The organism is Novipirellula galeiformis, from assembly GCF_007860095.1.
GTDB classification, from domain to species: Bacteria; Planctomycetota; Planctomycetia; order Pirellulales; family Pirellulaceae; genus Novipirellula; species Novipirellula galeiformis.
Genome location: NZ_SJPT01000009.1, coordinates 138332 through 165291, shown reverse-complemented (window position 1 = coordinate 165291; position 26960 = coordinate 138332). Strand labels below are relative to the sequence as shown.

Here is a 26960-nt window from a genome sequence, read left to right as displayed (position 1 = left end):
AACGCCGGTGTGCGTTTTTTCTCTTTAATGCCATGGTCAACACGCTCTTCCTGCCTGAATTACGCGAAATGTTGGCCGAGAAAAATCGAGCCGAACTCGAAGAGTTTTGCACGACCCTGAACCCCGGGCGTACGGCGGAGTTCATGGAGGGGCTTTCCAACGAAGAGGCTTGGGAAGTCCTGCAGTTTGCCGAGGCTTCGCGGCGCTCGGAAATCTTTGGCTACTTCAATGAAGAACGCCAAGTGGCGATGCTCAGCGACCACGAACCGTCGCAGGTCGCCGCGCTCGTTGAAGAGATTCCAGCCGATGATCGTGTCGACTTAATCCAAGAGTTGTCGGACGAGCGAGTCCGAGAGATTCTGCCCTTGTTGCCAGTCAAAGATCGTCGCAACATCCAACGTCTCCGCTCTTACCAAGAGGAGACGGCGGGCGGTTTGATGACGACCGAGGTCGCCAAACTCGGCCAAAAGCTAACGGTGCGTCAAGCGCTGGATGAACTGGGACGACAGGCAAGCCAGCTCGAAACGATCTATTACTTGTACGTCGTTGACGAGGATGATTCGCTTCGCGGGATCGTCTCGACGCGACAATTGGTTTCCTCGCTGGCGCACCCCGAACTGACGCTGGGGGAGATGATGGAAACGGATGTGGTCGTCGCCTTGGTCAGCGAGGACCAGGAATCGGTGGCCCAGAAAGTGGAGCGATTTAACCTGTTGGCGATTCCAGTGGTTGACGCCAGTCGAAGGTTGCTAGGGATCATCACGCACGATGATGTGATTGACGTCGTGCGCGAAGAATTGACCGAGGATGCCCAGCGAATCGCTGCGGTGGCGCCGTTGGAGGATGACTTTCTCCGGATCCGGTTGCTGACCTTGTCCTGGAAACGCGGGATTTGGTTGACGATTTTGTTTTTCGCTGCGTTGCTCACCGCATTTGCACTGCGGCATTATGAAGAAGAACTAAAGCAATTTGTTTGGTTGGTGTGGTTCATTCCGTTGATCATTAGTGCGGGAGGAAATTCCGGCAGCCAATCGGCCACGCTCGTGATCACCGCGATGACGAGTGGGCAGGTGAAATTCCGCGACTGGCGCCGTGTCTTGGTTCGCGAGAGTATTGTGTCGTTGGTGTTGGGCGGATTTTTGGCGACCATTGGATTTTGCGTCGCGGTCATGGTCGCCCCCTCGTTTCATGACGCTCTGGTGATCCCCATCACCTTGTTAGCCGTCATTGTCTGCGGATGCATGTGCGGCGCCTCCTTGCCGATTGCGTTCAAACGTGCCGGTCTCGATCCCGCGTTGATGAGCAATCCGTTTGTGGCGGGGATCGTCGACATTTTGGGGATTGTCATCTACATCAATGTCGGACGGATGTTGCTCGGTTAAGGCGGCGGCAAAGCGTGGTGACGTCGAGCGGAGTCTCGATGCTGCATTCACTCGCAGCCTTTGTCGGTACGGTTTTACCTTCGTCAATGCGTTTTTCTCCTCCGCGATGGCGATTCCGGCGTTGTCCCATTGGCAATGGTGGTTACGTCCTCGCTGGTGAAATACAATGAAGCCGCCTTACCGACCCAATCGATCCCTTCCCCGCTGTCCTGCTAGGTCTCATATGACGTTGATGCAAAGAATGATCAAAACATCGACCCTCGTTCTGATTTCGCTATTGTTGCAGCCTGCGTTTGCGGCAGACTCGCTCTTCGTTGAAGCAGAGAGTTTTGAGCAGCCCGGCGGCTGGAAACTCGACACCCAATCGATCATGACGATGGGGTCGCCTTATTTGATCGCCCACGGGCTCGGAAAGCCGGTTGAGGATGCGACGGCTACTGTCGAGTTCCCGAGCACGGGAACGTACCACGTGTTTGCACGCACCAAGGATTGGGTCGCTCGCTGGGAAGCCCCCGGAGCCCCTGGGAAATTCCAAATCGCCGTGGACGGCGAGACGCTCGACCACACCTTCGGAACCCAAAACGCCGATTGGTTTTGGGAGGCCGGAGGGACGGTTGAAATCAGCGACACCAAGGCCACCGTGGCGTTGAAAGATCTAACTGGTTTCGACGGACGCTGTGACGCGATTTATTTCACCAAGTCGGGTGAGGAACCTCCAAACGAATCGATCGTGTTGGGGCCATGGCGTCGCAAGCAACTCGGTTTGGGGGACAAGCCGACGGAAAAAAGTGGCTATGACATCGTGGTCATCGGCGGCGGTTACGCGGGAATGGGGACCGCGATTTCCGCAGCGCGGATGGGATGCAAAGTGGCATTGGTGCAGAACCGTGGCGTGTTGGGCGGAAACGGATCGAGCGAAATTCGCGTTTGGGCGATGGGGCACGTTCGCCGAGGAAATTATCCTCGCGTCGGTGAAATCGTTACCGAGTTTTCCGATAACGCTACCAAGTCACCGGGCACCTACGAAGAGTTCGAGGATGCCAAAAAAGAAGCGATCGTGCGTGCCGAGCCCAAGATCGATTTGTTCTTGAACCATCACGCGTACAAGGTCGATACCAAAGACAACCAAATCGAAAGTGTGATGGCGTTTGACACTCGCACCGGCGATCAAATCCGTTTTTCGGGAACGCTGTTTGCCGATTGCACCGGCCATGCCACGATCGGGCATCTCGCCGGTGCGGATAGTGAAATGACGCCTGAGGGCCGCATGGGCATGAGCAACATGTGGGCTTGGGACGAAGCGGATCGCCCAACGGAATTCCCTGAAACACCATGGGCGCTACCGCTGAACATGGACGATTTTCCCTATCCACGTGACCATCATGGCCAATGGTTTTGGGAGAGCGGGTTTGATAAAGATCCAATCAACCATGCCGAAGCGATCCGTGACTGGAATTTGCGAGCGGTCTATGGAGCGTTCAATGCGATGAAAAACGGTGACGGTGCCGACAAGCACAAGAACGCCTACCTGACCTGGGTCGCTTATATCGGCGGCCCGCGTGAATCGCGTCGTTTGATGGGGGATATCGTGTTGACGCAGGACGATGTGGTCAACAAAGTGGCTTATCCCGACGGTTGTGTGCCGAGTACTTGGTCGATCGATCTGCACTATCCGAAAGAACAGTATGCTGAAAAGTTTCCCGACAACCCATTCATCTCAATCGCCGTCCATGATCGACGTATCGATCGCAACTACGGTTATCCGGTTCCCTATCGAACCTTCTATTCGCGAAATATCTCGAATCTGTTTATGGCAGGCCGTTGCATCAGTGTGACGCATCAGGCCTTGGGCACCGTGCGTGTGATGCGAACGTGCGGGATGATGGGCGAGGTCGTCGGCAAGGCGGCGAGTATTTGTGTTCGTCACGACTGTACGCCACGCGAAGTGTATGGCAAGTATTGGTCGGAGATGGCTGAGTTGCTCAATCAGCCCGGCAAAGCTCGTCGCGATACCGTCAACTCCGAGATCGTGGTGCCCGATGACGCGTTGCCATTGGCACCGCCGACCGGATTCCCCCCTCGTAAAAAGCCTAGCCGAGCGGGAATTGATCCGGCCAAAATCAGTGGTTTGGTGATCGATGATACCAAGGCGAAAAAGACGGGCGGTTGGACTGAGGGGACGGGGTTGCCAAAATTCGTCGGCTCACACTACCTCTACGGTGGCAAAAAAGGTGCCACGATTCGGTTCGAGTTTGCTGCACCGGCCCCAGGCCAACATCAGATCATGATTGCCTACCAGGCTCATGAAAACCGTAGCGATAAGGTGAGCGTGGAAGTCAAAACGGGCGACGATGTGGTTACCAAAATCGTCAACATGCAAACGGCACCTCCCGTCGACGACTTGTTTCTTTCGCTTGGTACGTTTGATCTGAAACTCGGTGAAGATTGCGCCGTGACGCTTTCGGCTGACGGTAGTGGGAATGTTCACGCGGACGCGATTCGTGTGGTTTCTGGCAAGTAATGACGCTGGATCCCGTCCATGCGGATCGATGGCAAATTCGTCGCCTCGTCGTGCACCTCGCACGCTTGGCGGTGTTTGTTTCGATCATCGCACTGATTCATCTTCAATACGCGAGCTCCTCGACCCGCGTGACTGCGATCGCGGATCTCTCGATCGACCAGGTCGCTGCGTTGTTTCCCGCTGCGACGTCGCTTGAGGGCGTTGCGAGTGACGATGGGCGGATGGAGGTTCGAGGTGCGGACGGCCAATCACTCGGATACGTCGTCCAGACCTCTCCGGAGAGCGATCACATCATTGGCTTTTCCGGACCGACCAATGTTTTGATCGGATTCGATCACCAGGATCATGTCGTTGGGATCTCGATCCTTTCCAGCGAAGATACGCGAGACCATTTGTTGGAAGTCCAGCGAAATGAGCGATTCATGTCCTCGCTCGATGGAAAATTAAGAGACGAGATCGGCGGCCACGCCGTTGTGGATGCGGTTTCCGGCGCGACGCTGACGAGCTTGGCGATTCAAGAATCGATGATTCACCGCTTGGGTGGCGAGGTGGGGTCGCTGCGTTTTCCCGCGCCGCTCTCATTGGACGACATCAGCGTGCTGTTTCCCGATGCGGATCGTCTCGAGCCCGATGCGGTGCACGGGGCGCTTTGGTCGGTCGATGCCGGCGGCGATCGGATCGGGCAAGTGTTGCGTAGTTCACCGGCGGCGGACAACATCGTCGGCTATCAAGGGCCGACGGAGACTTTAATCGGTTTTGACCGCGACGGAGCCGTTGTCGGAATCGCGATCGGGAAGTCGTACGACAACGAGCCCTACGTCGGCTATGTTCGCGAGGATTCGTATTTTCGCTCGACGTTTGCCGAGATGAAACTGAAGGAACTCGGCGAGGCCGATCTTTTCGAGATGCGAGTCGAAGGTGTCTCGGGAGCGACGATGACTAGCATGGCGGTGTCCGACGGAGTGGTCGAAGTCGCAAAAAAACATCTCGAAGATTTACAAAGGGAAGCGTCGCGACCGAAACGCCGTTCGGGGCTGCAAGTTTCTGTGCATGATATCGGCACGATGATCGTGATCCTTGCGGCCATCGTGATCGGGGCCACATCGCTGCGAGCCAGCAAGCGAATTCGGATTGCGTTTCAGTTGACGTTGATTGTGTACCTAGGTTTGATTGCCGGTAACTTGGTATCGCAAGCGATGATTGCCGGTTGGGCCAAGCATGGGGTGCCGCTGAAGATGGCACCGGGACTAACGATGCTGGTGATCGCAGCGTTTGCGTGCCCGCTATTTAGTAAACGGAATATTTACTGTTCGCACCTGTGTCCGCATGGGGCGGTGCAGCAATTGATCAAAGGGCGGATCCGTTATCAAGTCAAACTTGGGCATTCGCTTTCCAAGATTCTGATGCTGATTCCTGGTCTGTTGTTGCTGTGGTGTTTGTTGGTAACGATGATGGCGTTGCCATTCAGCTTGGTCGACATCGAGCCGTTTGACGCCTACGTATTTCGCATCGCCGGCTGGGCCACAATCGCGGTCGCGGTCGTCGGGATGGTCGCGTCGCTATTTGTGCCGATGGCTTATTGCCGATTCGGATGCCCGACCGGAAAGTTACTTGAATACTTGCGTTTTAACGCACGTAGCGACCGCTGGACCCTCCGTGATTGGGTGGCCCTCGGCTATCTCGGGCTGGCGTTTTTGCTGTGGATCCGCACGGTCAATTGAGACCGGTTTAGGGCCTCGTGTCGGTTGTTCCGCAGACCGGTGGCGTTCAGCAACGCTCCGCCGCCGCGAACGCGGAGCTCAATCACTTTCCACGTTCTTGCAGCGGTCTCGATTGCATCTGGTACACATTTCGACCGCCTACCCAGGTTTGCTCGACTTGAATGTCTTTGATTTCATCCACGGGACATTCTAGGATGTCTTTGCCCAGCACGATGAAATCGGCAAGCTTACCCACTTCCAAAGAGCCTTTCGTCTGCTCTTCAAAGGTGAGATAGGCGTTATGAGCCGTGTACATCCGAATGGCCTCGGCGCGGGTGATCTTTTGCTCGGGATGCAACGGAGCGGTCTCTCCTCGCGGCGTTCGCGCTAACATGATCCACATTCCGAGAAACGGATTGTAAGGGTTCACCGATCGCAAGCTGCCAATTTTCTGCATATGATCCGACCCGCCTCCGGCGATCACTCCTCCATCGAGCAAGCTTCGATAAGGCTGGAAATAGCTTAGCCGATCGTTGCCAAATTGTTTGGTCAACGTCTTGCCATCCAACCACAGCCACGCGGGCTGCAAATCGGCGACGACTCCTAGCGTTCGCATTAGCTTGATTGCTTCGGGGCTCATGAAATTACAGTGGGTGATACAAGGCCTCGTCTCGCGGACGGGAAACTCTTTGTTGATTTCCTCATAGACTTCGAGTAGCGCGTGGACGGCCCCGTCGCCGACCGAATGGGCGGTGAACTGCAATCCATTCTCCAGTGCCGTTCGCGCCATCCGCAGCAGTCGAGCGTGGGGGATGTACAGCAGTCCCCGGTATTCAGGATCGTTGATCGAATAGATCTCGCTAACGCCCCATGGCTTTCGCATGTAGGCGCTGCCGGTGAGCATGCCGCCGTCTAGAAAGACTTTGACGCCACGCACCCAGAGCATGTTGTCGTACGCATGCGCCGGGTGGGAGGTCACCTGCTTAATGTTTTTCTCCACTTCTTCGATCGGCAACTGCGCGTTGATGCCGTAGTAACAATAAACTCGGCAGGTGAGGGTCTGCTCGTCTTTGAGTTGTTGGTAGAGATCGACCGCCGACTTGCTGGCGTTACGGTCTGCGATACTCGTAATGCCCACCGAGTTGTAATCGGATAGCAGTGCCCGGAGTTGTTCTCGGCGGTCGAGTGGCGTCGCATTCCGGCTGGTCAATCGCGATTTGATCAATCGGGTGCAACTTCGCAGGATGCCTGTTAATCGACCGGTTTTCGGGTCACGCTCGAGGTAGCCCGGTCCGTCGTCGGAGATTTCAAAGTCTTCGTCGATGCCGCTGATCTCCAACGCCAACGAATTCACCGCTCCGTCGGGACCCGTGCGGAAAAAGACGGGATGGTGAGGCGCAACGCGGTCCAGTTCATCGCGAGTTGGAAACCGTTGATCCCGCAAACGAGTGATGAAGACTTGGCTGACGGTGATCCAATTGCCGGGCTCCAATTTCTCGGCACGAGATCCAATGTAGTCGAGCACTTCGGCGATCGACTCCATCTCAGGCACCGGGTGATCGAACTCATACATGGATGCCCCGGTCGGATGCACATGCGAATCGATCAGTCCAGGAAGGACGGTCTTGCCGGCCAGATCGATGCGACGAGTCTTCGGACCCGCGAGGGCAATCATCGCTTCATTGCTCCCCACGGCCACGATTTGTTCACCTTCCACGGCAAACGCCTCGGCAACGGTGAAGTCTTCATCGACGGTGATAATCTTCCCTCCATGGACGACCAAATCAGGAGGCGCCGCGGTCGCCGGGGCCGAGAAAACGCATGTCAACCACGCACCAAGTAAGAAAGGTCGCTTTACCAACATCAGGACGCTCTTGATTAAAGTTCGGTAGGAATGCAGCGGACCAGGGGCGGATCCTGTCGCAGCAGTGAAGTCCCCGCGGAACAGCGTTGGGGTGAAAATCACGCCTGCGGGCCTTGGGGCTGCATCATGGCGAAGGCACCATGGCGTTCTGATTCTATCTCAAACACGAGTGCGTTTGTCGCAAAGAACCAAACCCAGGGACAGAATTGAATTCAGTCATCTTAGGGATCGGGAATGTTTCCGGCGCGGTCTCGATGGCTCCGCTTGCCGGAGTTCCATGGGCTGCAATTTAGCGGAACGGATATCGGGATTGGATTGACATTGCAAAACAGAATGGGGATGCCGGGAAAGGGAGGGGCTCGCACCACACTCAATGCCTATCCGAGCATGACCTCAGGGCACTCGGGCGGTAAACGGCAACAACCGCTGCGCCATCCATTACGGTCTGACGCAGCGGAGTCGTGTTGTGGAAAGCCGCGAGACAATGGGTTACATCTCTTGGCTCACCTCGCTTCCGGCGCGAGTCGCTGCAGCCCGCCATAGGTTCAGCGAGACGGAGTCGCTGACAAACCGCACGCTGCCATCGACCATTGAAGTTTGTACGCCGCCCGCATGGGCGCTACGGGCGCTGACTAATGCGAAATTGTGATAGCCGTTGTGGCAATCGGGAACGTTGGCGTTGGGGGTGTAGTAGTGATTGAACATCGAATCGGCCATGTGGCCGTTGACCCATTTGGCCCCACGTTGCCCCGACCAAGCGGGAGCCGTTGCGGGGTCGCAAGCCGTAGGCGTCGTCTGCGTGGCCATCGACAATTCGACGACGCGGTGACGGTAGTCGGCATTGGGGGACGCTACGTTTTGGCCATCGCCCAACAATTGCTCGCCAAACGCCACCGTATGGCTGGTGCCATCGATCACGTCCCGGAATCCGATCCGCGAATTCGTGAAGAACAGCCCGTCGGCATTGGCCACCGACCCGTCGTCCGCGGCGTTCCCGGGAGCGTTAATTCCTGAGCCGCTCGAGCCAGGATAGCTGATCCCTCCATAGACCGAACCGGCGACAACCTCTCGGTCGCTGGGACAGGTAATGAATGGCAACGCTTGTTGGGCGGCGGAATCGTTTTGCGCCACCTGGGTCGCGTTGAAGCCGCTGCCAAAGGCGGTCAATGGCGGCACTTCATAGATCAATAGGTCCTGTAGGCTCGCTTGTTCGACAAACGGCAGCAATTGCGATTGCGGTGACCAAACAAAGGGGTATCCAAGGCTGCCCGGCGGGAAGACGCGATGAGCCGATTCGTAGTTGTGCAGCGCCAGAGTCAGTTGTTTCAAGTTGTTGGAACACTGCATCCGCCGGGCCGCTTCGCGGGCCGCTTGAACGGCTGGCAACAGCAGTCCAACCAGGACTCCGATGATCGCGATTACGACCAGTAGTTCGACAAGGGTGAAAGCCTTTGCGGGCCGCTGCCGTTGATTCCACATGCGGCAGACGGTTGGGGAGAACGCGGTTTTGATATTCGTCATGTTGGGAGAAAGCTAGATTGGTTGTGTTATTCAAAAATGGGGCGTGGGTGCCACGTTGGCAACAAGGCCCGCTTCGGCTGGGGACGCGCATGTTGTTAGGCATGAACGCATGCAGCGCAGCGACGCGAATCACGCCGACGACTCGGACGTAGAAACGAGCTAATGGAAAATCCGCTCTCATGGGACGATGGTCACGAACGCGCGAGACCAGCGTTGGAGAGTTGGCATTGACGTCGGTTGCCGCGGCGAAGACCACGCTCGATCGGTATCGAACGATGGGGATCAACGCAGCCGTAGCAGTAGCGGACGCTGGAGTCGCTATCTGCTTGGGTCGCCATCTGCGGGCGCAGACCGGATTACGAATGTTTCCGCATCGCGGAGCTATGGCACCGGCGGATCAGGAGCGGAGAAGACCGAGATGGCTCGGTCATTGTCGATGCACAGATAGTACAACAGAGGGGGGGCGAATGGTTGGATCGTTGTCGTTTCCCAATCGACCACCACGCTTGCGAGCAGCGACCAAAACATGTCGATGCCACGACATTTGGCCGCGTCTTCAAAGTGAACCATCCGTACGGTCGACTGACGGGCGTTTGCTCGTTCCCCGCCTGTTTTCGCGGTCGGTGAATCGTCCGTGGCACAGGAGGAATGCTTGTTGGAGCCGCAACACGTTTTCTTTGGCGGCACGGAGATCGCCCCCCGGTTGGCGGTGCGGACAGAGGTTTGCGTCTTGGCGGCCACGCGGTCGACCAGAAACGCTGGAGGTGGAACGTCGTTCTGCGCCGCCCACAGCAGTTTTTCCGCGTCGGAATTGCAGCAACATCTGTCCCAGCAATATTCAGCCGTCGAACAACCGCAAGCCGAATGTTCGCAAGGGAAACGTCCTAGCGTGGGCGAGCTCGGAGCGGTGACGGGGATACCCACGACACTGCACGAAATCACGATCAGCAAAATGATGCTGAAAAAGCGTTTCCAACGAAACGATCCACGCAAGCGTGTTGGGAATGAAGAAAACAATAATGGCCAGACGCTAAAATGACGAACCAAAAGACAGGCCCGCTCCTCACACGCGTCATCCTAGTCACGCGTGGATGGCGCGTAAAGCGTCTCCAAGCCCAAGGGCTGTGGTCCACTGTCGCATGCCGAGGTGGGAGACGTTTGGAGGCGAAAATCGGGCTGAGAACACGTTCGGGGACGTGAGTTTGGCGGTTGCTTCAATCTCAGGCGAGTTGTGCTAGGGGGGCCGTTTACCGCGTTGTCACGGTCCCGTTTTTCCCCATACGTTCCCAAATCGACCCCTCGCAGCCGCGCGTTCGGGAAGCTCAGACTTCGGTACAGAGCAGCCCGAACGCTGGGGTATTTCGCGTAACCAGAGCGTTGGACTTCGGAATTGCCGTTTTTTCTGCTATACTGCAGCCTCCCGCCAGCGGTTTAATGCCGCTAACCCACCCACCCGAGATCACGACATGCGACAGGAGTTCGTGATGCGATGCCACCCTTTCGTAGCGACGACGCTGCTATTCGTAGCGACTGCACCCGCCTTTGGTGAATCGATAACTCAACCGGCCTCGGCTGAGGTTTCGTTTGAACACGACGTACGCCCCATTCTGAAGGCCCATTGTCTGGAATGTCATGGCGAAGGGAGCGAGGCCGAAGGAGGGCTCGATCTTCGTCTGCGGCGATTCATCTTGGTCGGTGGCGATAGCGGTCCTGCGGTGGTCGAAGGCAGCCCTGATGAAAGCCCGCTGTTGGATCGTACTTTGTCGGAGGACATGCCTCCGGGAGACGTGAAGCTCAAGCCGGAGGAGATTGAAATCCTTCGCCAATGGGTGATCTCGGGTGCGAAGACCTTGCGTCCCGAACCCGATTCGATTCCCGATGGGGTTTACGTTCCTCCGGAAGAGCGAGAGTTTTGGTCGTTTAAGCCGATCCAAACACCGGCGGTTCCCGTCGTGAAAAATCAGGATCAGGTACGCAATCCTGTCGATGCGTTTCTACTTCGCCGCTTGGAAGAGAAGCAGCTGCACTTTTCAGCGGACGCCGATCGCCAGACCTTCATTCGTCGAGCGACGATCGACTTGACCGGCTTGCCACCGACTCCCGAAGCGGTTCAACAGTTTGTTGCCGATGAGGATCCACAGGCGGTCGAGAACTTGATTGACCGATTGTTGGATTCGCCCGAATATGGCGAGCGTTGGGGGCGGCATTGGTTGGACGTCGTTGGCTATGCGGACTCGGAAGGCTACACCAATGATGATGTCGTTCGCACCAATGCGTATCACTACCGCGATTATGTGATCCGTGCCTTTAACGATGATATGCCGTTTGATCAGTTCATCCGCGAACAGATTGCGGGAGACGAGATCATCGGTTTTCCCAAGAAAAATCTGACCACCGACGAGGCGGCAAAACTCATTGCCACCGGCTTTTTGCGGATGGTTCCCGATGGCACGGGGAACGTTCCCGCAGCCGAGCAACCACTCGCTCAAAACCAAGTCATGGCCGATGCACTTCATGTCGTCGGCAGCTCGCTGCTAGGGTTGACGCTCAGTTGTGCCCAGTGCCACAACCATCGCTACGATCCGATTCCCCATGCGGAGTACTTTCAGGTTCGAGCGATATTCGAACCCGCCTATGACTGGAAAAAATGGCGGAACCCCAAAGCCCGCTTGGTGTCGCTGTACACCGATGCCGATCGCAAAGCCGCGGCTGAAATTGAGGCCGAGGCCAAGAAAATTGATGCGGAGCACAATCAGCGAGCAACTGAATTGATCGCCGAGACATTGGAGGACCAATTGGTCCAGCACGTTCCCGAGGAACTGCACGATGCGCTCCGCGTTGCCTACCAAACTCCGGCTAACAAGCGGACCGAGGAGCATAAGTCGCATCTGAAGAAGTACCCGAAAATCCTTAAAATTTCGACCTCGTCACTCTACCTTTACGATCGTGATATTCGCGGCAAACTAGCGGGTTTACGAAAAACCTACGACGCCAAAGTGAAGGAGTTCGTTGCCGCGGCGCAAACGAAAGCACTCGCGCCGCTCGGCGAGGATGCCAAACCGATCGCCGAGGCGCTGAAAGTTGCCGCGGGCAAGAGAACGGATGCTCAGAAAACGCTACTTGCTAAGCATCAAGATGTGGTCGTCAGCGAAAGCAATCTCGCCAAGTTTGATGAAGCGGCGGCAGCCGAATTGGCAACGTTGAAGCAGGAAATGGATCAAACCCAGGAGCGTGCTCCTCAATTGGCAGCGATCCGAAAGCGGGCGGCAGAGGTTCGAGCCAAGAAGCCGAAAGAAGAATTCGTGCGGGCGTTGACCGAGGTTCCGGGCACCGTGCCGGATACCTTTCTGTTTGCTCGCGGCGATCATCAAAGCCCACAGCAGCAAGTTCAGCCCGCCGTGCTAAGCATTCCCGCCGCGGGAAACGCGGTGGAGATCCCTGTGAATGACGAACGGTTGCCTACGACCGGACGACGACTGGCCTACGCGGAGTACCTGACAAGCGGTCAACATCCGCTTGTCGCCCGAGTGTTGGTCAACCGATTCTGGATGCATCACTTTGGCAAGGGACTGGTCACCACGCCAAGCGATTTTGGAGCGTTGGGTGATCGACCGTCGCACCCCGAGTTGCTGGATTGGCTGGCGAGCGATTTCATGGCCAACGGTTGGAGCGTAAAACGCTTCCATAAGCAGATCATGACTTCGTCGGCATATCGTCAATCCCTGCGGAAGATTCCCGCCAAGGATGTTGACCCGGATAACCGCCTGTTGAGCGGAATGTCACTCCGCCGGTTGGAAGCCGAAACGCTTCGTGACAGCGTCTTAGCAATCAGTGGACAGTTGAATCCGAAACGATTTGGCCCTCCGGTGCCGGTGATGCAAGACCGAGTGGGACAAATTGTGATTGGCATCGAAAATCTTAGTGCCGGGCGTCCTGGTCCGGTGATCGATATGAAGGGTGAGGATTTTCGCCGTTCCGTCTATGTCCAAGTCCGCCGCAGTCGTCCGCTGGGGGTGCTCGATACCTTTGATGCCCCGCTGATGACGCCCAACTGTGAAAGCCGTTCGTCGTCGACCGTTGCCCCTCAGTCGTTGCTGCTCATGAATAGTGAGTTTCTGATAGCGCGGTCCACTGATTTTGCCAAGCGGGTCACCAAAGAGGCGGGGGAGGACCCTAGGTCGCAGGTCAAGCGGGCCTGGGAACTTGCCCTCTGTCAAACTCCTAGCGAAGCACAAATTGATTCTGCAATCGCTTTCATTGACCGTCAAACGAAGACCTTGGCCGATTCAGCCGAAGCACAGAACCTTGCCAAAGCGGACAAGGCTCAAACGCCACGGTTGTTGGCGCTGGCTAATTTTTGTCAAACGCTCTTGAGTTCAAATCGTTTCCTGTACGTTGACTAAGTTGCTATGAACCATCAAGAACCTAATACGAAACAAGCAATGCAACGTGCCGCTTCCCTCTCGGCGCGGCGGCACTTTATGGCGTCCGGAGCGATGAGCCTCGCTGGGTTCGCGCTGGCGACGTTGCTGCGAAACGAAGAGCTGAGCGCGCAGACGCCCGTCAAGGATCCGTTTGTGCGCCCCGAGGCGGAGCCCAAAGCGTATGACGTGAAGCCGAAGGAGCCGCATTTCCAGCCGACCGCCAAGGCAATGATTTCCTTGTTTATGCAAGGAGGCCCGAGTCATTTGGATTTGTTTGATCCCAAGCCTGTTCTCGACAAGATGGATGGTAAGAACTACGAAGGGGATATCAAATACGATAACGCCGCAGAGGCAAGCTCCAAGCTGATGGCATCCCCGTGGAAGTTCAAAAAGCATGGGCATTGTGGGATGGAAATCTCAGAACTGCTTCCGGGGCTAGCCGAAGTCGTCGATGAGATTACGTTGATCCGCTCGATGCATACGGGCGTTAATAATCATGGTCAATCGATCCGAGCGCTGCAAAATGGGCGCAATTTGGGGGGCCGTCCTACCGTAGGAAGCTGGTTGACGTACGGTTTGGGATGTGAGACCGATGAGTTGCCAGCCTACGTTGCCCTGATTGATCCCGGTCAGTTGCCTGTGATGGGCGTGGAGAATTGGTCAAACGGTTTTCTTCCCTCGCTTTATCAGGGGACGGTTGTCCGGCCACAAGAGCCGCGGATCTTAAATCTCGACGCGCCTGCACATCTGAGCGGTGTGGCGCAACAGGAGGCTCTTAGTTTTCTGGAAACGCTGAATCGCCAACACCTTGAACAACGGGCTGGATTTCACGATCTACAGGCTCGTATCGCTAGTTATGAACTAGCCGCAAACATGCAATTAGCAGCAAAAGAAGCTGTCGATTTTAGCCGCGAGTCGAAGGCCACACTGAAAATGTACGGACTCGAGGATCCCGCAACCAAAGATTTTGGGGCGCGATGCTTGATCGCTCGGAGATTGATCGAACGGGGCGTCCGCTTTGCTCAAGTGTTTACCGAGAATCAACGCTGGGATCATCACAACCGTATCCAAAGCGGGCTACCCTCAGCGTGTAAAAAGGTCGACATCCCGTCGGCAGCACTGGTCAAAGATCTCAGGCAACGCGGGCTACTCGATTCCACAGTCGTTCATTGGGGAGGCGAGATGGGGCGGTTGCCCGTGATCGAAAACGACTCGGGACCCGCACGTGTTGGTCGAGATCACAACACCTACGGATTTAGTATGTGGGTTGCCGGCGGCGGGTTTAAACAGGGCTACGTGCATGGTGCTACCGATGAACTGGGGCACAAAGCGGTCGAAGGGGTGGTTAACCATTTCGATTACCATGCAACGTTGTTGCACTTGTTTGGGCTGGACGCCGAACGCTTTGGCTTTGAAGTCAACAATCGCTCCATGTCGCTGCTGGACAACCAAGGCGGCCAGGTCGTCAAAGAGCTTTTGGCTTAGCAGCCATTTGACAAACGATGTGGGATTCAAGCCTTCGTTGCGTTCGCCGGAACGTGGTTCCCCGTTTCGCGACGTCGCTACCTCAGCATAAAAAAGCTCGTGCAGCGCTCGGCTGACTCGGTCGACAAGCCGCCACGAATTTCGTTCTGCACTGTGATGGGCGGAACGTCTTGGCCACTTCTGCACTCACCCCGATCCTCCACTCACCCGGATCCTCCACTCACCCCGATCCGGCGATGCACTCCTCCTCCTGTGGTGGCGTATCCCGCAGGGATTGCGGGCATTAGCAGCCCAACCCAGTTGTCATCTGCGGTCATCCGTCAAAGCGATGCTTGCCGAACCCAAAGGATGTCGCAGCATCGTTGTTGATGGCACTGCGTCCACCTTCGAAGACGCTATTGGTGTCGCGGTCGGTTGCCAACGGTGTTTGCCATCGCTCGATGGCCGGCTAATCTCTGCTGACGCCTTCGGCGGTATCGTGTCTGGGGAGGGAATCAACTGCTCGCTCCCTCGCCTTGGAACAGGCCCCAACGGGGCAACGAACGGCAGAGGGACGCAGTGAATCGCTGGGGCCGGCGAACGGCAGTTTTGGAAATTGCCGCTGCTAACGGCATGTGCCCCGAAGCAGGATTGCGACCAAGTCCGCCCTCTGTACCCCACAGGGCCGAGAAACGAGGGGGCGTGTGGGCGTCTCTCGCACCTGCTGTAATCGCAACTTGATCCGGCCTCAACGAGGCCTCGGATACTAGCGTTGTTCCAACGGCACAAAGTCGCGTTGGGTGGCGCCGGTGTAGATTTGGCGAGGTCGATTGATTCGAGTCGACGGATTGTTGTGCATCTCTTCCCAGTGGGCAATCCACCCAGGCAAGCGTCCAATCGCGAACAATACCGTAAACATCTGGATCGGAATCCCCAATGCGCGATAGATCACGCCGGAGTAGAAGTCGACGTTGGGATACAGTTTTCGCTCGATGAAGTACTCGTCCTGCAGAGCAACCTCTTCCAACTTTTGGGCGACCTCGAACAAGGGGTCATCCAGTTGTAGTTTGGCGAGCAATTTATCACAGCTTGCTCGAATGATTTTCGCCCGTGGGTCAAAGTTCTTGTAGACCCGGTGACCGAATCCCATCAAGCGGAAGCCATTCTCTTTGTCCTTGGCCATGTCGACATATTTTTGCACGTTTCCGCCATCTTTGGCGATCGTTTCAAGCATGTTGACACAGGCTTCGTTGGCACCGCCATGGAGCGGTCCCCACAGGGCACCGATGCCAGCGGAGATCGATGCGAACAGGTTGGCGTTGCTGCTGCCGACCATGCGGACCGTTGACGTGCTGCAGTTTTGTTCGTGGTCGGCGTGGACAATGAACAACAGGTTCAAGGCTTCGGCGAAATCGGGATCGACCATGTATTCGCGAGCCGGAGTCGCAAACATCATGTGCAAAAAGTTTTCGCAATAATTCAGATCATTGTTCGGATACATGAACGGCTGACCCATCGACTTTTTATAGCTATACGCAGCGATGGTTGGCAGCTTGGCTAGCAGTCGATAGAGCGAAATTTCAACTTGCGAAGGATCATTTGGGTTCAACGAGTCTTGGTAGAACGTTGCCAGTGCCCCGACCACACTGCTGAGGATGGCCATCGGATGGGCATCGCGTGGGAAGCCGTTGTAGAACGACCGCATGTCCTCGTGGATCATGGTGTGATCGCGGATTCCGGCACGGAACGTTTCCGCTTGGGATGCGTTGGGCAGTTCGCCATAAATCAGCAGAAACGCGGTCTCCACGAAATCACAGTGTTTCGCGAGTTGCTCGATCGGGTAACCGCGGTAGCGAAGGATCCCCTTCTCGCCGTCAAGAAACGTGATGGCACTTTTCGTGCTACCCGTGTTGACGAATCCGTCATCGAGCGTGATCAGGCCGGTTTTGGCGCGAAGTTGGCTGATATCGATTCCACGTTCCCCTTCGGATCCTTCAACCACGGGGCAGTCGAGTTCGCTGTTATCGAAGGATAGCTTGGCGATTCCAGCTTGTTTTGTGTCCAATTTGGGAGAGGTGCTCATCAGCGAATCCGCGTACAGAAAGGTCTTAGGGCATGTTTTTAGTCTCGCGATAGTGTAGCCCTGGAAGGCATGATCGACAATCACAGGCGGCTCAGCTTCGGGCATTCTCTAGACACCCACACGAGCGACCGTTCTCGGGGGAACCTCCGTTGGCAAGGGCGTCCCGGTGGAGGGCTTCCGCCGCTTGCGTAAACGAAGGATTGAGAAATTTAACCCACTTTTTGGTCGGTGACGTTTTGCCGACGGATTCGCATGGAATCGATCTTTCGGTTGCTCGCCTTCAGAATTTCGATTTCCGAGTCGCCGAGCGTCAAACGCGTTCCGGTTTCCGGAATCGAGCCGATGTGAGAGAGCACGAAGCCGGCAACCGTTTCGTAGTCATCACTTTCGGGGAGGTCCCAACCGAGCAATTCGTTCAGGTCGTCGATCATCAAACGACCATCGACTTCGACGGTATCGTCGTCGATGACCTCTAAACCGATTTCTTCGTCTTCATCGGATTCATCGACAATTTCACCCACGATTTCTTCCAACGCGTCTTCGATCGTGACAACGCCAGCGGTTTGTTGGAACTCGTCGAGCACAATCGCCATGTGGCTTCGGCTATGCAGGAATTCACGCAGCAGAAATTCGACCGAGCGATCGACCGGGACGAACCAAGGGCGTCGCATGATCTCCGTCACCGGCTCATTGGGTTGGTGATTGGTTTCGAGAAACGGCAGTAAATCTTTGACATACAGCACGCCGACCACATTGTCGAGCGTTCCATTGTAGACCGGCAATCGAGTGCGACCGGCTTCGATGATCGTCTTGAGAATCTGGTCCCAGTCCCACGACACCTCTATCGCGTCGACATCGCTGCGCGGCGTCATGATGTGACCGACGGGATCCTCGTGCAGCGTCATCACGCCCTGAATCATTTCTCGAACGCCTGGCCCAAAGTAGCCTTCACGCTCACCGGCGGTGACGATCGTGCGAATCTCGTCCTCGAGTTGTTCTTCGTCTTCGTCTTCGTGTTCCTGCTTGCCCGCTAAGCGTCGTGTGATGACTTCGACGAGTTCACCGGGCGCCGACAATGGATGCATTAGAACCGAAAGCGCACGCCAAAATGGCCAAGTGTGGTAGAGCACTTGGGTGGAGGCAAAGCGCGTGACCGCAGCGGGAACCCAGGAATGGATCAGCATGATCAACAGCACCGCGCCGCCAAACCAAATCAGCAGGTCGCGGCTAGGCGGGGGCGTTTCGGCAACAAAAAGCCCGGCGGTTCCCGAAATCAGGAAGATCACCGTGCCAATCATTCGCAGGTATTCGCTGCCGCGGATCGCAGCATCTTGGTGATCGATGACGGCACCAAAACGCTCTCGGTTCTTGTTCAGCCGGCAATAGGCTTCCAACGGTCGTCCGGCGAATCGGTCTAGTAACTCGCCGCCGAGTCCCCCAATGCTGCTGAATACGAAGCCGCAAGCTGCCAGCGACCACCACGCTTCCGATTCGGTCATGACTGCGTCTCCGGCGGCAGTGATGTCTCCGGCGGCAGTGATGGTGATGACGACGAGTTCACGTCGATCGTGTCAGCGCCGTAGTGCACGATATCGTTGATGCCAAGCGACTTCATGACCTCCACTTCTGTGTTTCTCATTTCTTGTCGCTGTTCGTCTTCGAGGTCATCCATGCCGGTGATGTGCAAGGTGCCGTGAACGACATACAGCAGCAATTCATTCTCAGCGGACCAACCGACGCGCTCGGCAATGCGTTGTGCCGTTTCAAGGCTGACGACAAGTTCGCCTTCGATCCAGGGCGACTCGGCCGCGTAAGCGAAACTGATGACATCGGTTTCGTAGTCATGTTCAAGATGACGAGCGTTGATTTGGCGAATCTCGGCATCGCCGGTTACACGCACACCGATCTCTCCGTGTGTAAAACCACGATTAGCGGTCGCGTGGGTCACCGCAGATCGAATGCGGCCGAGCCATTGCGGTTCCGGTAGAGGGTCGTCGGTTACGATTTCAATCGAGAGCGTTGGGCCCGCGGGCTCGCCACTCTCGTTAGGCTGATTGTTGTCCAGGATATTTGACACGTGCGTGATAAATGGCGGTTAAAGATTTGACAAGACTGGTGCGAATGCGGTCGAGTTGGCGGAACGTTAGCCCGCACTCATCGAATTGGCCATCGGACATCTTCTTTTGAGCGATCGCATCAACAAGGCCTTGGATTCGAGAGGGAGTGGGGTCGACGAGCGTGCGGCTAGCGCTTTCGACCGTATCGGCAAGCATCATGACGGCCGCTTCGAGCGTTTGCGGCTTGGGCCCAGGGTAGCGAAAGTCCTTGTCGCTGACCGATTCACCGTTGGGATCTTCTTCACTACGCCGGGCGGCTTCACGATAAAAATACTCGACCAGCGTCGTGCCGTGGTGTTGCAGGATGAAATCGATGATCGATTCGGGCAAATGGTGGCTGCGCGCCAAGTCGGCTCCATCCTTCACGTGAGCAATGATCACTAGCGTGCTCATTGCCGGTTGCAGCGAATCATGTTGGTTGATCCCCGCACTTTGGTTCTCGATGAAGTACTCGGGTTTGAACATCTTGCCGATGTCGTGGAAGTAAGCTCCCACGCGGACTAACAATCCGTTAGCGCCGATCGCATCGGCGGCCGATTCGGCAATCGATGCCACGTTGATGCTATGGTTGTACGTTCCCGGGGCGCGCTGAGCGAGTCGACGCAGCAGCGGGTGACTCGCGTCGCCGAGTTCCAACAGGCTGAGGTCGGTTTGCACTCGGAAGGCTTTTTCGACGAACGGCAACAAGCCGGTCATCGCTGCGGAGGAGACGAGGATACAGAAGCCCGCCCACAATGCTTCACGTCCCAGCCCCCAAAGCACCACGTCAAATTGCGGCCCGCGATACAACGCTTCGACCTCGCCGACAATCGTTCCGGTCACATCGACTGCAGACAACGTCTGTGACGTCACAATGCCAACGCCGATGACGGTGGCCGCGGTAATCGCGGCCGAGACCGCGCCGACATACAACAAGTGCGTTCGGCTACGGATTCGGCCCAGCAACAGAGTGCAACTGGTACACGCGGCTAACATCATCACCAATTCGGAGATGTCCGCACCGAGAAATAGGGTCACGCTCAGGCACGCTGCCGCCATCAACAACAACGCTAATTCGCGTCCATAAACGACCGCGGAAATGATCGATGCCAATACCAGCGGGATCAACTCACTTCGCCATTCATCGCGTGACGCATAAAAACTAAACGCGACGGTAGCGACGATCAACGCCAGTAATTTGGCGAGCTTCGTGCGGTCTTGTAGCAGCCTGCGATCTTCGACGAAGAAGATGTAAGCCCCGCACAGCAAATACAATGCAGCGATCATTCCTGAGAATGCGCCAAACCGAGCAAGTTTGTCTCGCCATCCCATGCGGCTGACGAATTCACGCCACTCCACTCGCAGCAAACCCAGTTCCTTGATCCCCAGTGGTTTGCCAGCGTCGGCTAACTTCGAGTCTCCGGCGTAATAGGACGTCATCACCGGATCGACCTCTTGCGACGCTTTCAACCTCGCCTGCTCGCTCAGTTCGTCATCGTATTGCAGCGTTTCGTATTGCGGCAAACGTTGGACGATCCATTCGCTGATCATGCCCGCGACGACTTGGCCCCGCTCGGTACCAAAGTTGGGGCGAAAGTATTCTTGCAGCAACGACTGTAAATTACTGCTCGCTTGTGCGATTCGCACTTGGCTGACTTCCACCGGCACGGCATCACCGGGTTGCCCGGCGGGATACACCATGATCATCCGCTGGTTGCCCTGGTCCGGGGTGTGTTGCAATGCTTTGAGCAACCCCAGTTTGTACATCGGCTCCATTGCGGTGCCGACGGCAGCATCGACTTTGACCAGCTCGGGATCTTCGGCCAAGACCGATTTAAGGGTCGCGAAACGCTCGGCCGATGTGTCGCCCGGTTTCGCCGTTTCGTCACCTTCGTAGAACTGCGCGAAGGCGATCCGCTCGTCCTCGTTCATTTGGTCGAACGCTTGGGCTCCGAGCGCCAAGAATAATTGGTCCTTGAGCACCGCCCGTAACTGATCCAGCGGCTTGGTGCGATTTCGATAGAGCACCGGTTCTTCGCGTCGTTTCTGACGACGCACTGCGTCGGTTTCTAGTTCGTCTTTGACTTGGAAGGTGACCCGGGTGACTAAATCACGAGCGGGGATTGCGTTCTTGCGATAAGCAAACGAAGGACGCCATGTATGGCAAAGAACCAGCATCAAGACGGCGGCTAGGATCGCCATCCCGACGCGCATCGAAAAATCAGCTTTGTCGCTGCGCTGCCACCACTGGATCAACCGGGGCTTGGGGATGCCAAGGGAGTCGATCCGTTCTTGGCGAGTTCGTTGTTTGGTTGTGCCACTCATCGCGATAAACCTCGAGTCCGCGGGAAAGCGGATGTCATCGGACGCACCGTACGGTGGATGCGACGCATCCGCAGGACGTTGCGTTGAAGCTACTCGGGGTTCTTAGGGTCCTCGCTAGGATGATGCGGGTGAAGGGATTCATCATGGCGAATGTCGCTCTCGTGATGTTTTTCATCATCGTCATAGGCTTCGACGATTTTTTGAACCAAGCGGTGACGAACGATATCAGAGCGGCGTAGCCGTACGATTCCGATTCCTTCAATATCGCTCAAACGGTGGATGGCATCGCGCAATCCGCTGGTGATCCCTCGCGGGAGGTCTTGTTGTGAGATATCGCCGCTGACCACCATTTTGCTTCGTTCGCCCATTCGCGTTAGGAACATTTTCATCTGTGCGACGGTCGTGTTTTGTGCTTCGTCCAAAATGATAAAGGCGTCGTTGAGGGTGCGTCCACGCATGTACGCTAGTGGAATGATTTCGATGACATCTTGTTCCATCAAGGTGCGAGCTTGATCGAAATCGATCATTTCACCAAGGGCATCCATCAACGGGCGTAGGTAAGGGTTTAGTTTGGCTCTTAAATCCCCCGGCAGGAACCCCAAGCTTTCGCCCGCTTCGACCGCGGGACGAACCAGTACAATTTTACGCACTTGTCCGGCACGCAGTGCTTCGACAGCCGTGGCGACGGCCAGATAGGTTTTTCCACAACCCGCCGGTCCGGTGGCAAACGCGAGGTCAAAGCGGCGAATCGCCTCGACATAGCGGGCTTGTCCCGGCGTTCGCGGTTTGACACGTCTTCCAGCATGCTGGATATCAATCTCTTCGCCCGTGATCGTCGGCACCGCCCCTTCGATGGTGGCGCCTTCTTCGATCGCGGCCGCATCGACATCTTCGGTCGCCAAGGTCCCTTTTTTGCGAGAAAGATGTCGCATTTTCTCTAGCGTTCGCGTCGCGCGATTGACGTTCTCTTCCTCCCCCGCGATCCGAATTCGGCCGTCACGCAACGTGATGCTGACGTCGAACGCGCGACGCAATTTACGCAAATGTTGATCGCGTGGCCCAAACAGGGTCAGGATTTCGGCGGGGTTCGCAATGGATAGCGTTGCTTCGGTCATTCAAATGCCTGAAAGTGTCAGTCTTCTACTTCGCTTGATTCTATAATGAGCGAGTCCCTGTATTACATCCGAAATCGCCGAGTACAGAAACGTTTTTCTCACCCCGTTGGGCCCGCCACACCGGCGGCAAAACACAGAAACGCAGGCATCGATGCGGCGATTAACGAATCGGTCACGTCCCAGACCCCCCCCAATCCGGGCAGCCACGAGCCGCTGTCTTTGACGCCCGCATCGCGTTTTACCAGCGATTCCGCCAAATCACCCATTATTCCGGTGATCGCTAACACCGGTCCTAGCACCATAGCCCCCGTGAGGCAGTGCAGCAAAGAAAGTGCCCCCCCGGAGGGTGAGAGCTCTGGGAAAAGCCAACGCAGGCAAGCGAATGCAACGATCGTGCTGGTTAAAATTCCGCCGCCAGCACCCTCCCAGGTTTTTCCAGGGCTGAGTCGTGGGATCAATTTGTGTCGCCCGACCGCACGTCCCACAAAGTAGGCACCCGCATCGGCTGATTTGGTGACCGCAATCATCGTGATCAGCGCCGCCAACCCCCAGTTGCCACCGCTGGTGGAGCTGGAATCCAACGCCAACGAACCCACGGATTCCAGTGAGCGCAGCGAAACCAATAACGCCATCGGCAGGCCAACGTAGAGGGACACAAAAACAGCGGACAAGGTGCGGTCGATCGCGTAGCCTTTTTCCCTGGGGACCTCAGGTCTTCCGTAAGTCCACATTTCGCAACCGAGCGTGACCATGATCGCCGCGACGGAGGCTGCGACAATCCAGCCCAATCGTCCGATCGGGCAATCGGCGGGATACTCCAAACCGAAAAACGGCCAACCCATCGGAACGCAAGCCGACATCGTGACCATGGCGGTGTTGAACATCACGACCGCCCGCGAGACATTGCGGCCGCTTGCTAATAACAATGAGGATAAATCCCACGCGGTGCCGATCGCAAAGAACAATAGCAGTGGCACCAGCCACAGCCCTTCTGCGTTTCGGAGCGAATACGTTGCATCAAGATAGATCAAGACGCAAACGATGGTAATCAATACAGCCGAAGTTTTTAGTCGGTCAATGAGCACGCGTTTTTCCTATGCGATGAGCGGGGAATTTGGGGCGTGGTCTGCTCTGGAGGCCCACGTTTTGACCGCGGAGCGATCAACGACGATGCCCACGTTTTGACCGCGGAGCGATCAACGGCTTTCGGCTAATCCTTTGCACTGTCATTCAGGTCTGCTGCGTTGGAGACACCGTCACTCATGCACACCGTCACTCATGCACACGGTCACTCATTCACATTCAACCCACCGAAGCGGCGTTGCCGCATCGCAAAGTCATCAATCGCACCTAGAAACTGCTCGCGGGTGAACTCGGGCCAACACTTGTCGGTGATCCATAGCTCGGAGTAACTCAATTGCCAAAGCAGGAAGTTGCTCACCCGCATGTCGCCCCCCGTGCGAATCATCAAATCGACATCGGGCAACCCCGCCGTGTACAGTCGGTTGTTGATCAAGTCTTCGCTGATATCGCTCTCGCTAAGCGAACCTTGGGCCACTTCGCGAGCCAATTGACGCGCCACGTGGGTGATCTCGTCGCGTCCACCGTAGTCAATCGCGAGCACGAGTTGTGTCCCAGGATTGTTTGCGGACATGGCCAACGTCTTGTCCATTGCTTGCAGCACGTTCTCGGGCAATCGGTCGCGTCGTCCGATCGTCTTCAACCGCAATCCCTGGTCCATGATCGTTCGGCGTTCCTCGACCATGTATTGCTCGAGCAAGTGCATCAGGAACTGGAGTTCCGTTTCAGGGCGTTTCCAGTTCTCGCTCGACAAGCAATACAGTGTGATCGCATCGATCTTTAGCTCGCTAGCCGTTTCGCTAATCATGCGAACCGTTTCGACCCCTCGGCGATGGCCTTCGATGCGAGGCAACCCACGTGTTTGAGCCCAACGGCCATTGCCATCCATAATGATCGCGATGTGGCGAGGACGTTTTGTCTCGCCACGTTCGCTGGATGTATCCTCAATGGCTTTGATTGGATCCTTCATCTTGGGTTCGCCTCAGCAGCGATGATTCCTCTAGCCAATCGATTGCAACGCAAGTTCCGACGCGGCCTCGGTGAAGATCGTTTGGGCACGGTCCGGGCCAACCGATAGGACACCGACGGGAACCCCGACTAGTTCTTCAATCCGGCGGACATAAGCCAACGCGCCTTCAGGGAATTGGTCCACGCGACGAACATCGTCGACCGGTTGTTTCCAGCCTGGGATCGTTTCGTAGATCGGTTTGCAGCGACGCAATTCGTCCGCGTGACTTGGGAAGCGTTCGATACGTTTGCCATCCAATTCATAGGCAACGCAAACCTTCAGCTCGTCCAAGTGAGCCAGAACGTCCATCATCATCAGCGCCAAGCGGGTGACACCACTGAGTCGTGCGGTGTAGCGAACCGCAACCGCATCAAACCAACCGCATCGCCGTGGACGTCCGGTCGTGGTTCCGTACTCGTTGCCGAGTTGACGGATTCGATCTCCGGTTGCGTCTTCGAGTTCGGTGACGAAGGGGCCGCCGCCCACTCGTGTGCTGTAGGCTTTGCAAACGCCGAGTACCGTGTTGATCCACTTCGGTGGGACGCCGGCACCGGCACAAACGCCTACGCCGCTGCTGTTGCTGCTGGTTACAAACGGATACGTACCGTGGTCGATGTCCAACAGGGCGCCTTGGGCACCTTCGAACAAGATCCGTTTGTCCGCTTCGGCAGCATCGAGCAGCAGATCGGTGGTATCGCCAATCATGCCTTCGAGGCGTTTGGCCCATGAGGCGGCTAGAGGTACGACGACTTCGGGGGCGATCTTTTGCAGTTCCTCTTCGGAGGCGCCCAGGTTTTTCAGCAGCTGGATTTTTTGCTCCGCTACCGTACGGATGCGTTCATCGCGTTGCGGTTGGACTAAGTCAGTCATGCGAATCGCATGAGTACGTCCGACCTTGTCGCGGTAACACGGACCGATTCCTCGGTTCGTGGTACCGATCGATTCACCGCGGACTTCGGTCGCGTTGATCTGGCGATCCTCAGCGATATGCCACGGCATCACCAAGTGAGCACGCTCGCTGATCATCAGATTCTTTGCACAGTCGACCCCGCGAGGCGCCAATGCATCGATTTCGTCGAGCATCGTCGACGGATTGATCACCACGCCAGGCGTGATGAGGTTTTGCACCTGAGAGTGCAAGATCCCGCTAGGGATGTGGTGCAATTTGTAGGTTTCATCGCCAGCGACCACGGTGTGCCCAGCGTTGGCACCCCCTTGGTAGCGAACCACGATATCGAATTGAGGCGCAAGCAGATCGACAAGCTTGCCTTTCGCCTCGTCACCCCACTGCAGACCAATGACACAAGTACCCGACACCAAACGAACTCCCAAGAACTTTGGGGGGGGAAATTCCCGAGGGGAACTCCCCACGGCGCAAACGGAAAAGCCTAAGCCCCGACGCGGATGCTGGCAAGCAGGCGGAGAACAAGTCGCAGAGAACAAGTCTCGCAAAAATCGGGGGCCCGCTACCGCTTAGGGGCGGGCAATTTGCCAAATTTTTTCGTCGGCCGATTGAATCAGCGGAGTGAACTCCGCAATTTCGGCAGCATTGTTCCCCTGTTCGTGCTTGCGAAATAACAACAAATACGTCTCGTTCTGAGGGCGGTATTGGTTGAAAAATAGCTCGTTTTTCCGCACGATCTGCTCACGCAGTTCGTGCGAAGGCCGTTGGGAGTCTCCGCCCACCAAGGCATCGGAAAGCTCGTTTGCTAAAACCGCAAATCCCGCCTCGTTGGGGCACAAACCGTCGGCGGTTAGCTGTTCGCCGCTCGGTTCCCATTGGATTGATGCCACGGGAGAATCGGTTTCGCTTCCAATCGCTTGGGTGATTTGGCGAGTCTGGGCGATCAAAGCCTGGTAGTTTTCGGTTTTATAGCCGGGCAGCGCAAATGGGGTGATCAAAATAACCCGTCGGTTCGCTTGCTTCAGATGATCAACCAACCGTTTCAAGCCCTCGGAGAACCTTGCCACCGCGTCTTCTCCGTCGCTGGCTTCGGCAAATCCGTATGCCAGTAACACGACCGTGGGATTGGCCAGTTCGATATCGGCCAACAGTCGCGCATAGCCTCCTTTGGGCGAATCAAAGCGTTTGCGGGCGTAGCCATGAACGTCATCTCCGGACCAGCCGAGGTTTCGCACGGTCAATTTCCATTCGGGGCGGCGGGTTTGCATTTGCGCTTCGAGTTGACCGCTGTGCTGCATCCGCTCGACGACCGTTCCACCCACGATCGCCACCCGATCATGGGGGCGAAGCAGCGGCTGCGGTTGGTCGGCCACGCTACTCAGTGACGCGAAGAAACAGGGGGCGGCAAAGCCGACGAAGGTCGCTACGAAAAGGGAGAGGGGACGCATGGCGGGCATCTTCGGCGAAGTGGT

General features: G+C 56.4%; 19 protein-coding genes. 7 read left to right on the top strand and 12 right to left on the bottom strand.

Annotated elements, in window-relative coordinates; all coding sequences use genetic code 11:
- The first annotated feature begins 32 nt into the window (after positions 1-32).
- The 4 genes from mgtE to Pla52o_RS21730 all read left to right on the top strand — a co-directional run bounded on the left by mgtE (position 33) and on the right by Pla52o_RS21730 (position 5624).
- Positions 33-1382 (top strand): magnesium transporter, encoded by a 1350-nt coding sequence (gene mgtE, locus Pla52o_RS21745; protein WP_146596739.1) that lies wholly within the window; start codon positions 33-35, stop codon positions 1380-1382.
- Complete coding sequence (locus Pla52o_RS27530; RefSeq protein ID WP_146596738.1) at positions 1357-1542, top strand: hypothetical protein; 186 nt, start codon at positions 1357-1359, stop codon at positions 1540-1542. Before mgtE ends, Pla52o_RS27530 begins: the two co-directional genes overlap by 26 nt.
- A gap of 81 nt (positions 1543-1623) precedes the next feature.
- Positions 1624-3903 (top strand): FAD-dependent oxidoreductase, encoded by a 2280-nt coding sequence (locus Pla52o_RS21735; RefSeq protein ID WP_231612544.1) that lies wholly within the window; start codon positions 1624-1626, stop codon positions 3901-3903.
- Complete coding sequence (locus tag Pla52o_RS21730; protein WP_146596736.1) at positions 3903-5624, top strand: FMN-binding protein; 1722 nt, start codon at positions 3903-3905, stop codon at positions 5622-5624. Before Pla52o_RS21735 ends, Pla52o_RS21730 begins: the two co-directional genes overlap by 1 nt.
- Before the next feature lie 82 nt (positions 5625-5706).
- On the opposite strand, the gene Pla52o_RS21725 is transcribed toward Pla52o_RS21730, so the two are convergent.
- The 3 genes from Pla52o_RS21725 to Pla52o_RS21715 all read right to left on the bottom strand — a co-directional run bounded on the left by Pla52o_RS21725 (position 5707) and on the right by Pla52o_RS21715 (position 9558).
- The gene (locus Pla52o_RS21725) at positions 5707-7467 is read right to left on the bottom strand and encodes an amidohydrolase (RefSeq protein WP_146596735.1); all 1761 of its coding nucleotides are present in this window, start codon (positions 7465-7467) and stop codon (positions 5707-5709) included.
- A gap of 489 nt (positions 7468-7956) precedes the next feature.
- On the bottom strand, positions 7957-8988 hold the full coding sequence (locus tag Pla52o_RS21720) for a DUF1559 domain-containing protein (protein ID WP_146596734.1): 1032 nt from the start codon (positions 8986-8988) through the stop codon (positions 7957-7959).
- A gap of 381 nt (positions 8989-9369) precedes the next feature.
- Positions 9370-9558, bottom strand: coding sequence for a hypothetical protein (locus Pla52o_RS21715; protein WP_146596733.1), 189 nt, complete (start codon positions 9556-9558; stop codon positions 9370-9372).
- Between the two features lie 82 nt (positions 9559-9640).
- On the opposite strand from Pla52o_RS21715, the gene Pla52o_RS21710 reads away from it, so the two are divergent.
- From Pla52o_RS21710 to Pla52o_RS21700, 3 genes are all read left to right on the top strand, one after another.
- Positions 9641-10027, top strand: coding sequence for a hypothetical protein (locus Pla52o_RS21710; RefSeq protein WP_146596732.1), 387 nt, complete (start codon positions 9641-9643; stop codon positions 10025-10027).
- Between the two features lie 445 nt (positions 10028-10472).
- Positions 10473-13391 (top strand): PSD1 and planctomycete cytochrome C domain-containing protein, encoded by a 2919-nt coding sequence (locus tag Pla52o_RS21705; protein WP_197169419.1) that lies wholly within the window; start codon positions 10473-10475, stop codon positions 13389-13391.
- A 6-nt stretch (positions 13392-13397) separates the two neighbouring features.
- Positions 13398-14897, top strand: coding sequence for a DUF1501 domain-containing protein (locus tag Pla52o_RS21700; protein ID WP_231612543.1), 1500 nt, complete (start codon positions 13398-13400; stop codon positions 14895-14897).
- 745 nt (positions 14898-15642) lie between these two features.
- On the opposite strand, the gene Pla52o_RS21695 is transcribed toward Pla52o_RS21700, so the two are convergent.
- The 9 genes from Pla52o_RS21695 to Pla52o_RS21655 all read right to left on the bottom strand — a co-directional run bounded on the left by Pla52o_RS21695 (position 15643) and on the right by Pla52o_RS21655 (position 26936).
- Complete coding sequence (locus tag Pla52o_RS21695) at positions 15643-16959, bottom strand: citrate synthase (RefSeq protein WP_146596730.1); 1317 nt, start codon at positions 16957-16959, stop codon at positions 15643-15645.
- A gap of 209 nt (positions 16960-17168) precedes the next feature.
- Positions 17169-18458 (bottom strand): hemolysin family protein, encoded by a 1290-nt coding sequence (locus Pla52o_RS21690; protein ID WP_146596729.1) that lies wholly within the window; start codon positions 18456-18458, stop codon positions 17169-17171.
- Positions 18455-19036 carry an rRNA maturation RNase YbeY gene (ybeY, locus tag Pla52o_RS21685; RefSeq protein WP_231612542.1) on the bottom strand — a complete coding sequence of 194 codons (582 nt, stop codon included), beginning with the start codon at positions 19034-19036 and terminating at the stop codon, positions 18455-18457. Before ybeY ends, Pla52o_RS21690 begins: the two co-directional genes overlap by 4 nt.
- Positions 19005-21380, bottom strand: a complete 2376-nt coding sequence (locus Pla52o_RS21680; RefSeq protein WP_146596728.1) for an HD family phosphohydrolase — start codon at positions 21378-21380, stop codon at positions 19005-19007. Before Pla52o_RS21680 ends, ybeY begins: the two co-directional genes overlap by 32 nt.
- Before the next feature lie 89 nt (positions 21381-21469).
- Positions 21470-22495 (bottom strand): PhoH family protein, encoded by a 1026-nt coding sequence (locus Pla52o_RS21675; protein WP_146596727.1) that lies wholly within the window; start codon positions 22493-22495, stop codon positions 21470-21472.
- A 98-nt stretch (positions 22496-22593) separates the two neighbouring features.
- On the bottom strand, positions 22594-23580 hold the full coding sequence (locus Pla52o_RS21670; protein WP_146596726.1) for a phosphatidate cytidylyltransferase: 987 nt from the start codon (positions 23578-23580) through the stop codon (positions 22594-22596).
- A gap of 203 nt (positions 23581-23783) precedes the next feature.
- On the bottom strand, positions 23784-24545 hold the full coding sequence (gene uppS, locus Pla52o_RS21665) for a polyprenyl diphosphate synthase (protein ID WP_146596725.1): 762 nt from the start codon (positions 24543-24545) through the stop codon (positions 23784-23786).
- Between the two features lie 30 nt (positions 24546-24575).
- Positions 24576-25901, bottom strand: a complete 1326-nt coding sequence (locus Pla52o_RS21660; protein WP_197169418.1) for an adenylosuccinate synthase — start codon at positions 25899-25901, stop codon at positions 24576-24578.
- Between the two features lie 156 nt (positions 25902-26057).
- Complete coding sequence (locus Pla52o_RS21655; RefSeq protein ID WP_146596724.1) at positions 26058-26936, bottom strand: GDSL-type esterase/lipase family protein; 879 nt, start codon at positions 26934-26936, stop codon at positions 26058-26060.
- Positions 26937-26960 lie beyond the last annotated feature (24 nt).

Coding starts and splice junctions, on each gene's coding strand:
- Pla52o_RS21675 (WP_146596727.1), bottom strand. CDS start 22,495: ATGACCGAAGCAACGCTATCCATTGCGAACCCCGCCGAAATCCTGACC.
- Pla52o_RS21680 (WP_146596728.1), bottom strand. CDS start 21,380: ATGAGTGGCACAACCAAACAACGAACTCGCCAAGAACGGATCGACTCC.
- uppS (WP_146596725.1), bottom strand. CDS start 24,545: ATGAAGGATCCAATCAAAGCCATTGAGGATACATCCAGCGAACGTGGC.
- Pla52o_RS21705 (WP_197169419.1), top strand. CDS start 10,473: ATGCGATGCCACCCTTTCGTAGCGACGACGCTGCTATTCGTAGCGACT.
- Pla52o_RS21720 (WP_146596734.1), bottom strand. CDS start 8,988: ATGACGAATATCAAAACCGCGTTCTCCCCAACCGTCTGCCGCATGTGG.
- Pla52o_RS21725 (WP_146596735.1), bottom strand. CDS start 7,467: ATGTTGGTAAAGCGACCTTTCTTACTTGGTGCGTGGTTGACATGCGTT.
- Pla52o_RS21655 (WP_146596724.1), bottom strand. CDS start 26,936: ATGCGTCCCCTCTCCCTTTTCGTAGCGACCTTCGTCGGCTTTGCCGCC.
- Pla52o_RS21730 (WP_146596736.1), top strand. CDS start 3,903: ATGACGCTGGATCCCGTCCATGCGGATCGATGGCAAATTCGTCGCCTC.
- mgtE (WP_146596739.1), top strand. CDS start 33: ATGGTCAACACGCTCTTCCTGCCTGAATTACGCGAAATGTTGGCCGAG.
- Pla52o_RS21700 (WP_231612543.1), top strand. CDS start 13,398: ATGAACCATCAAGAACCTAATACGAAACAAGCAATGCAACGTGCCGCT.
- Pla52o_RS21695 (WP_146596730.1), bottom strand. CDS start 16,959: ATGAGCACCTCTCCCAAATTGGACACAAAACAAGCTGGAATCGCCAAG.
- Pla52o_RS21715 (WP_146596733.1), bottom strand. CDS start 9,558: ATGGTTCACTTTGAAGACGCGGCCAAATGTCGTGGCATCGACATGTTT.
- Pla52o_RS21690 (WP_146596729.1), bottom strand. CDS start 18,458: ATGACCGAATCGGAAGCGTGGTGGTCGCTGGCAGCTTGCGGCTTCGTA.
- Pla52o_RS21735 (WP_231612544.1), top strand. CDS start 1,624: ATGATCAAAACATCGACCCTCGTTCTGATTTCGCTATTGTTGCAGCCT.
- Pla52o_RS27530 (WP_146596738.1), top strand. CDS start 1,357: ATGTCGGACGGATGTTGCTCGGTTAAGGCGGCGGCAAAGCGTGGTGAC.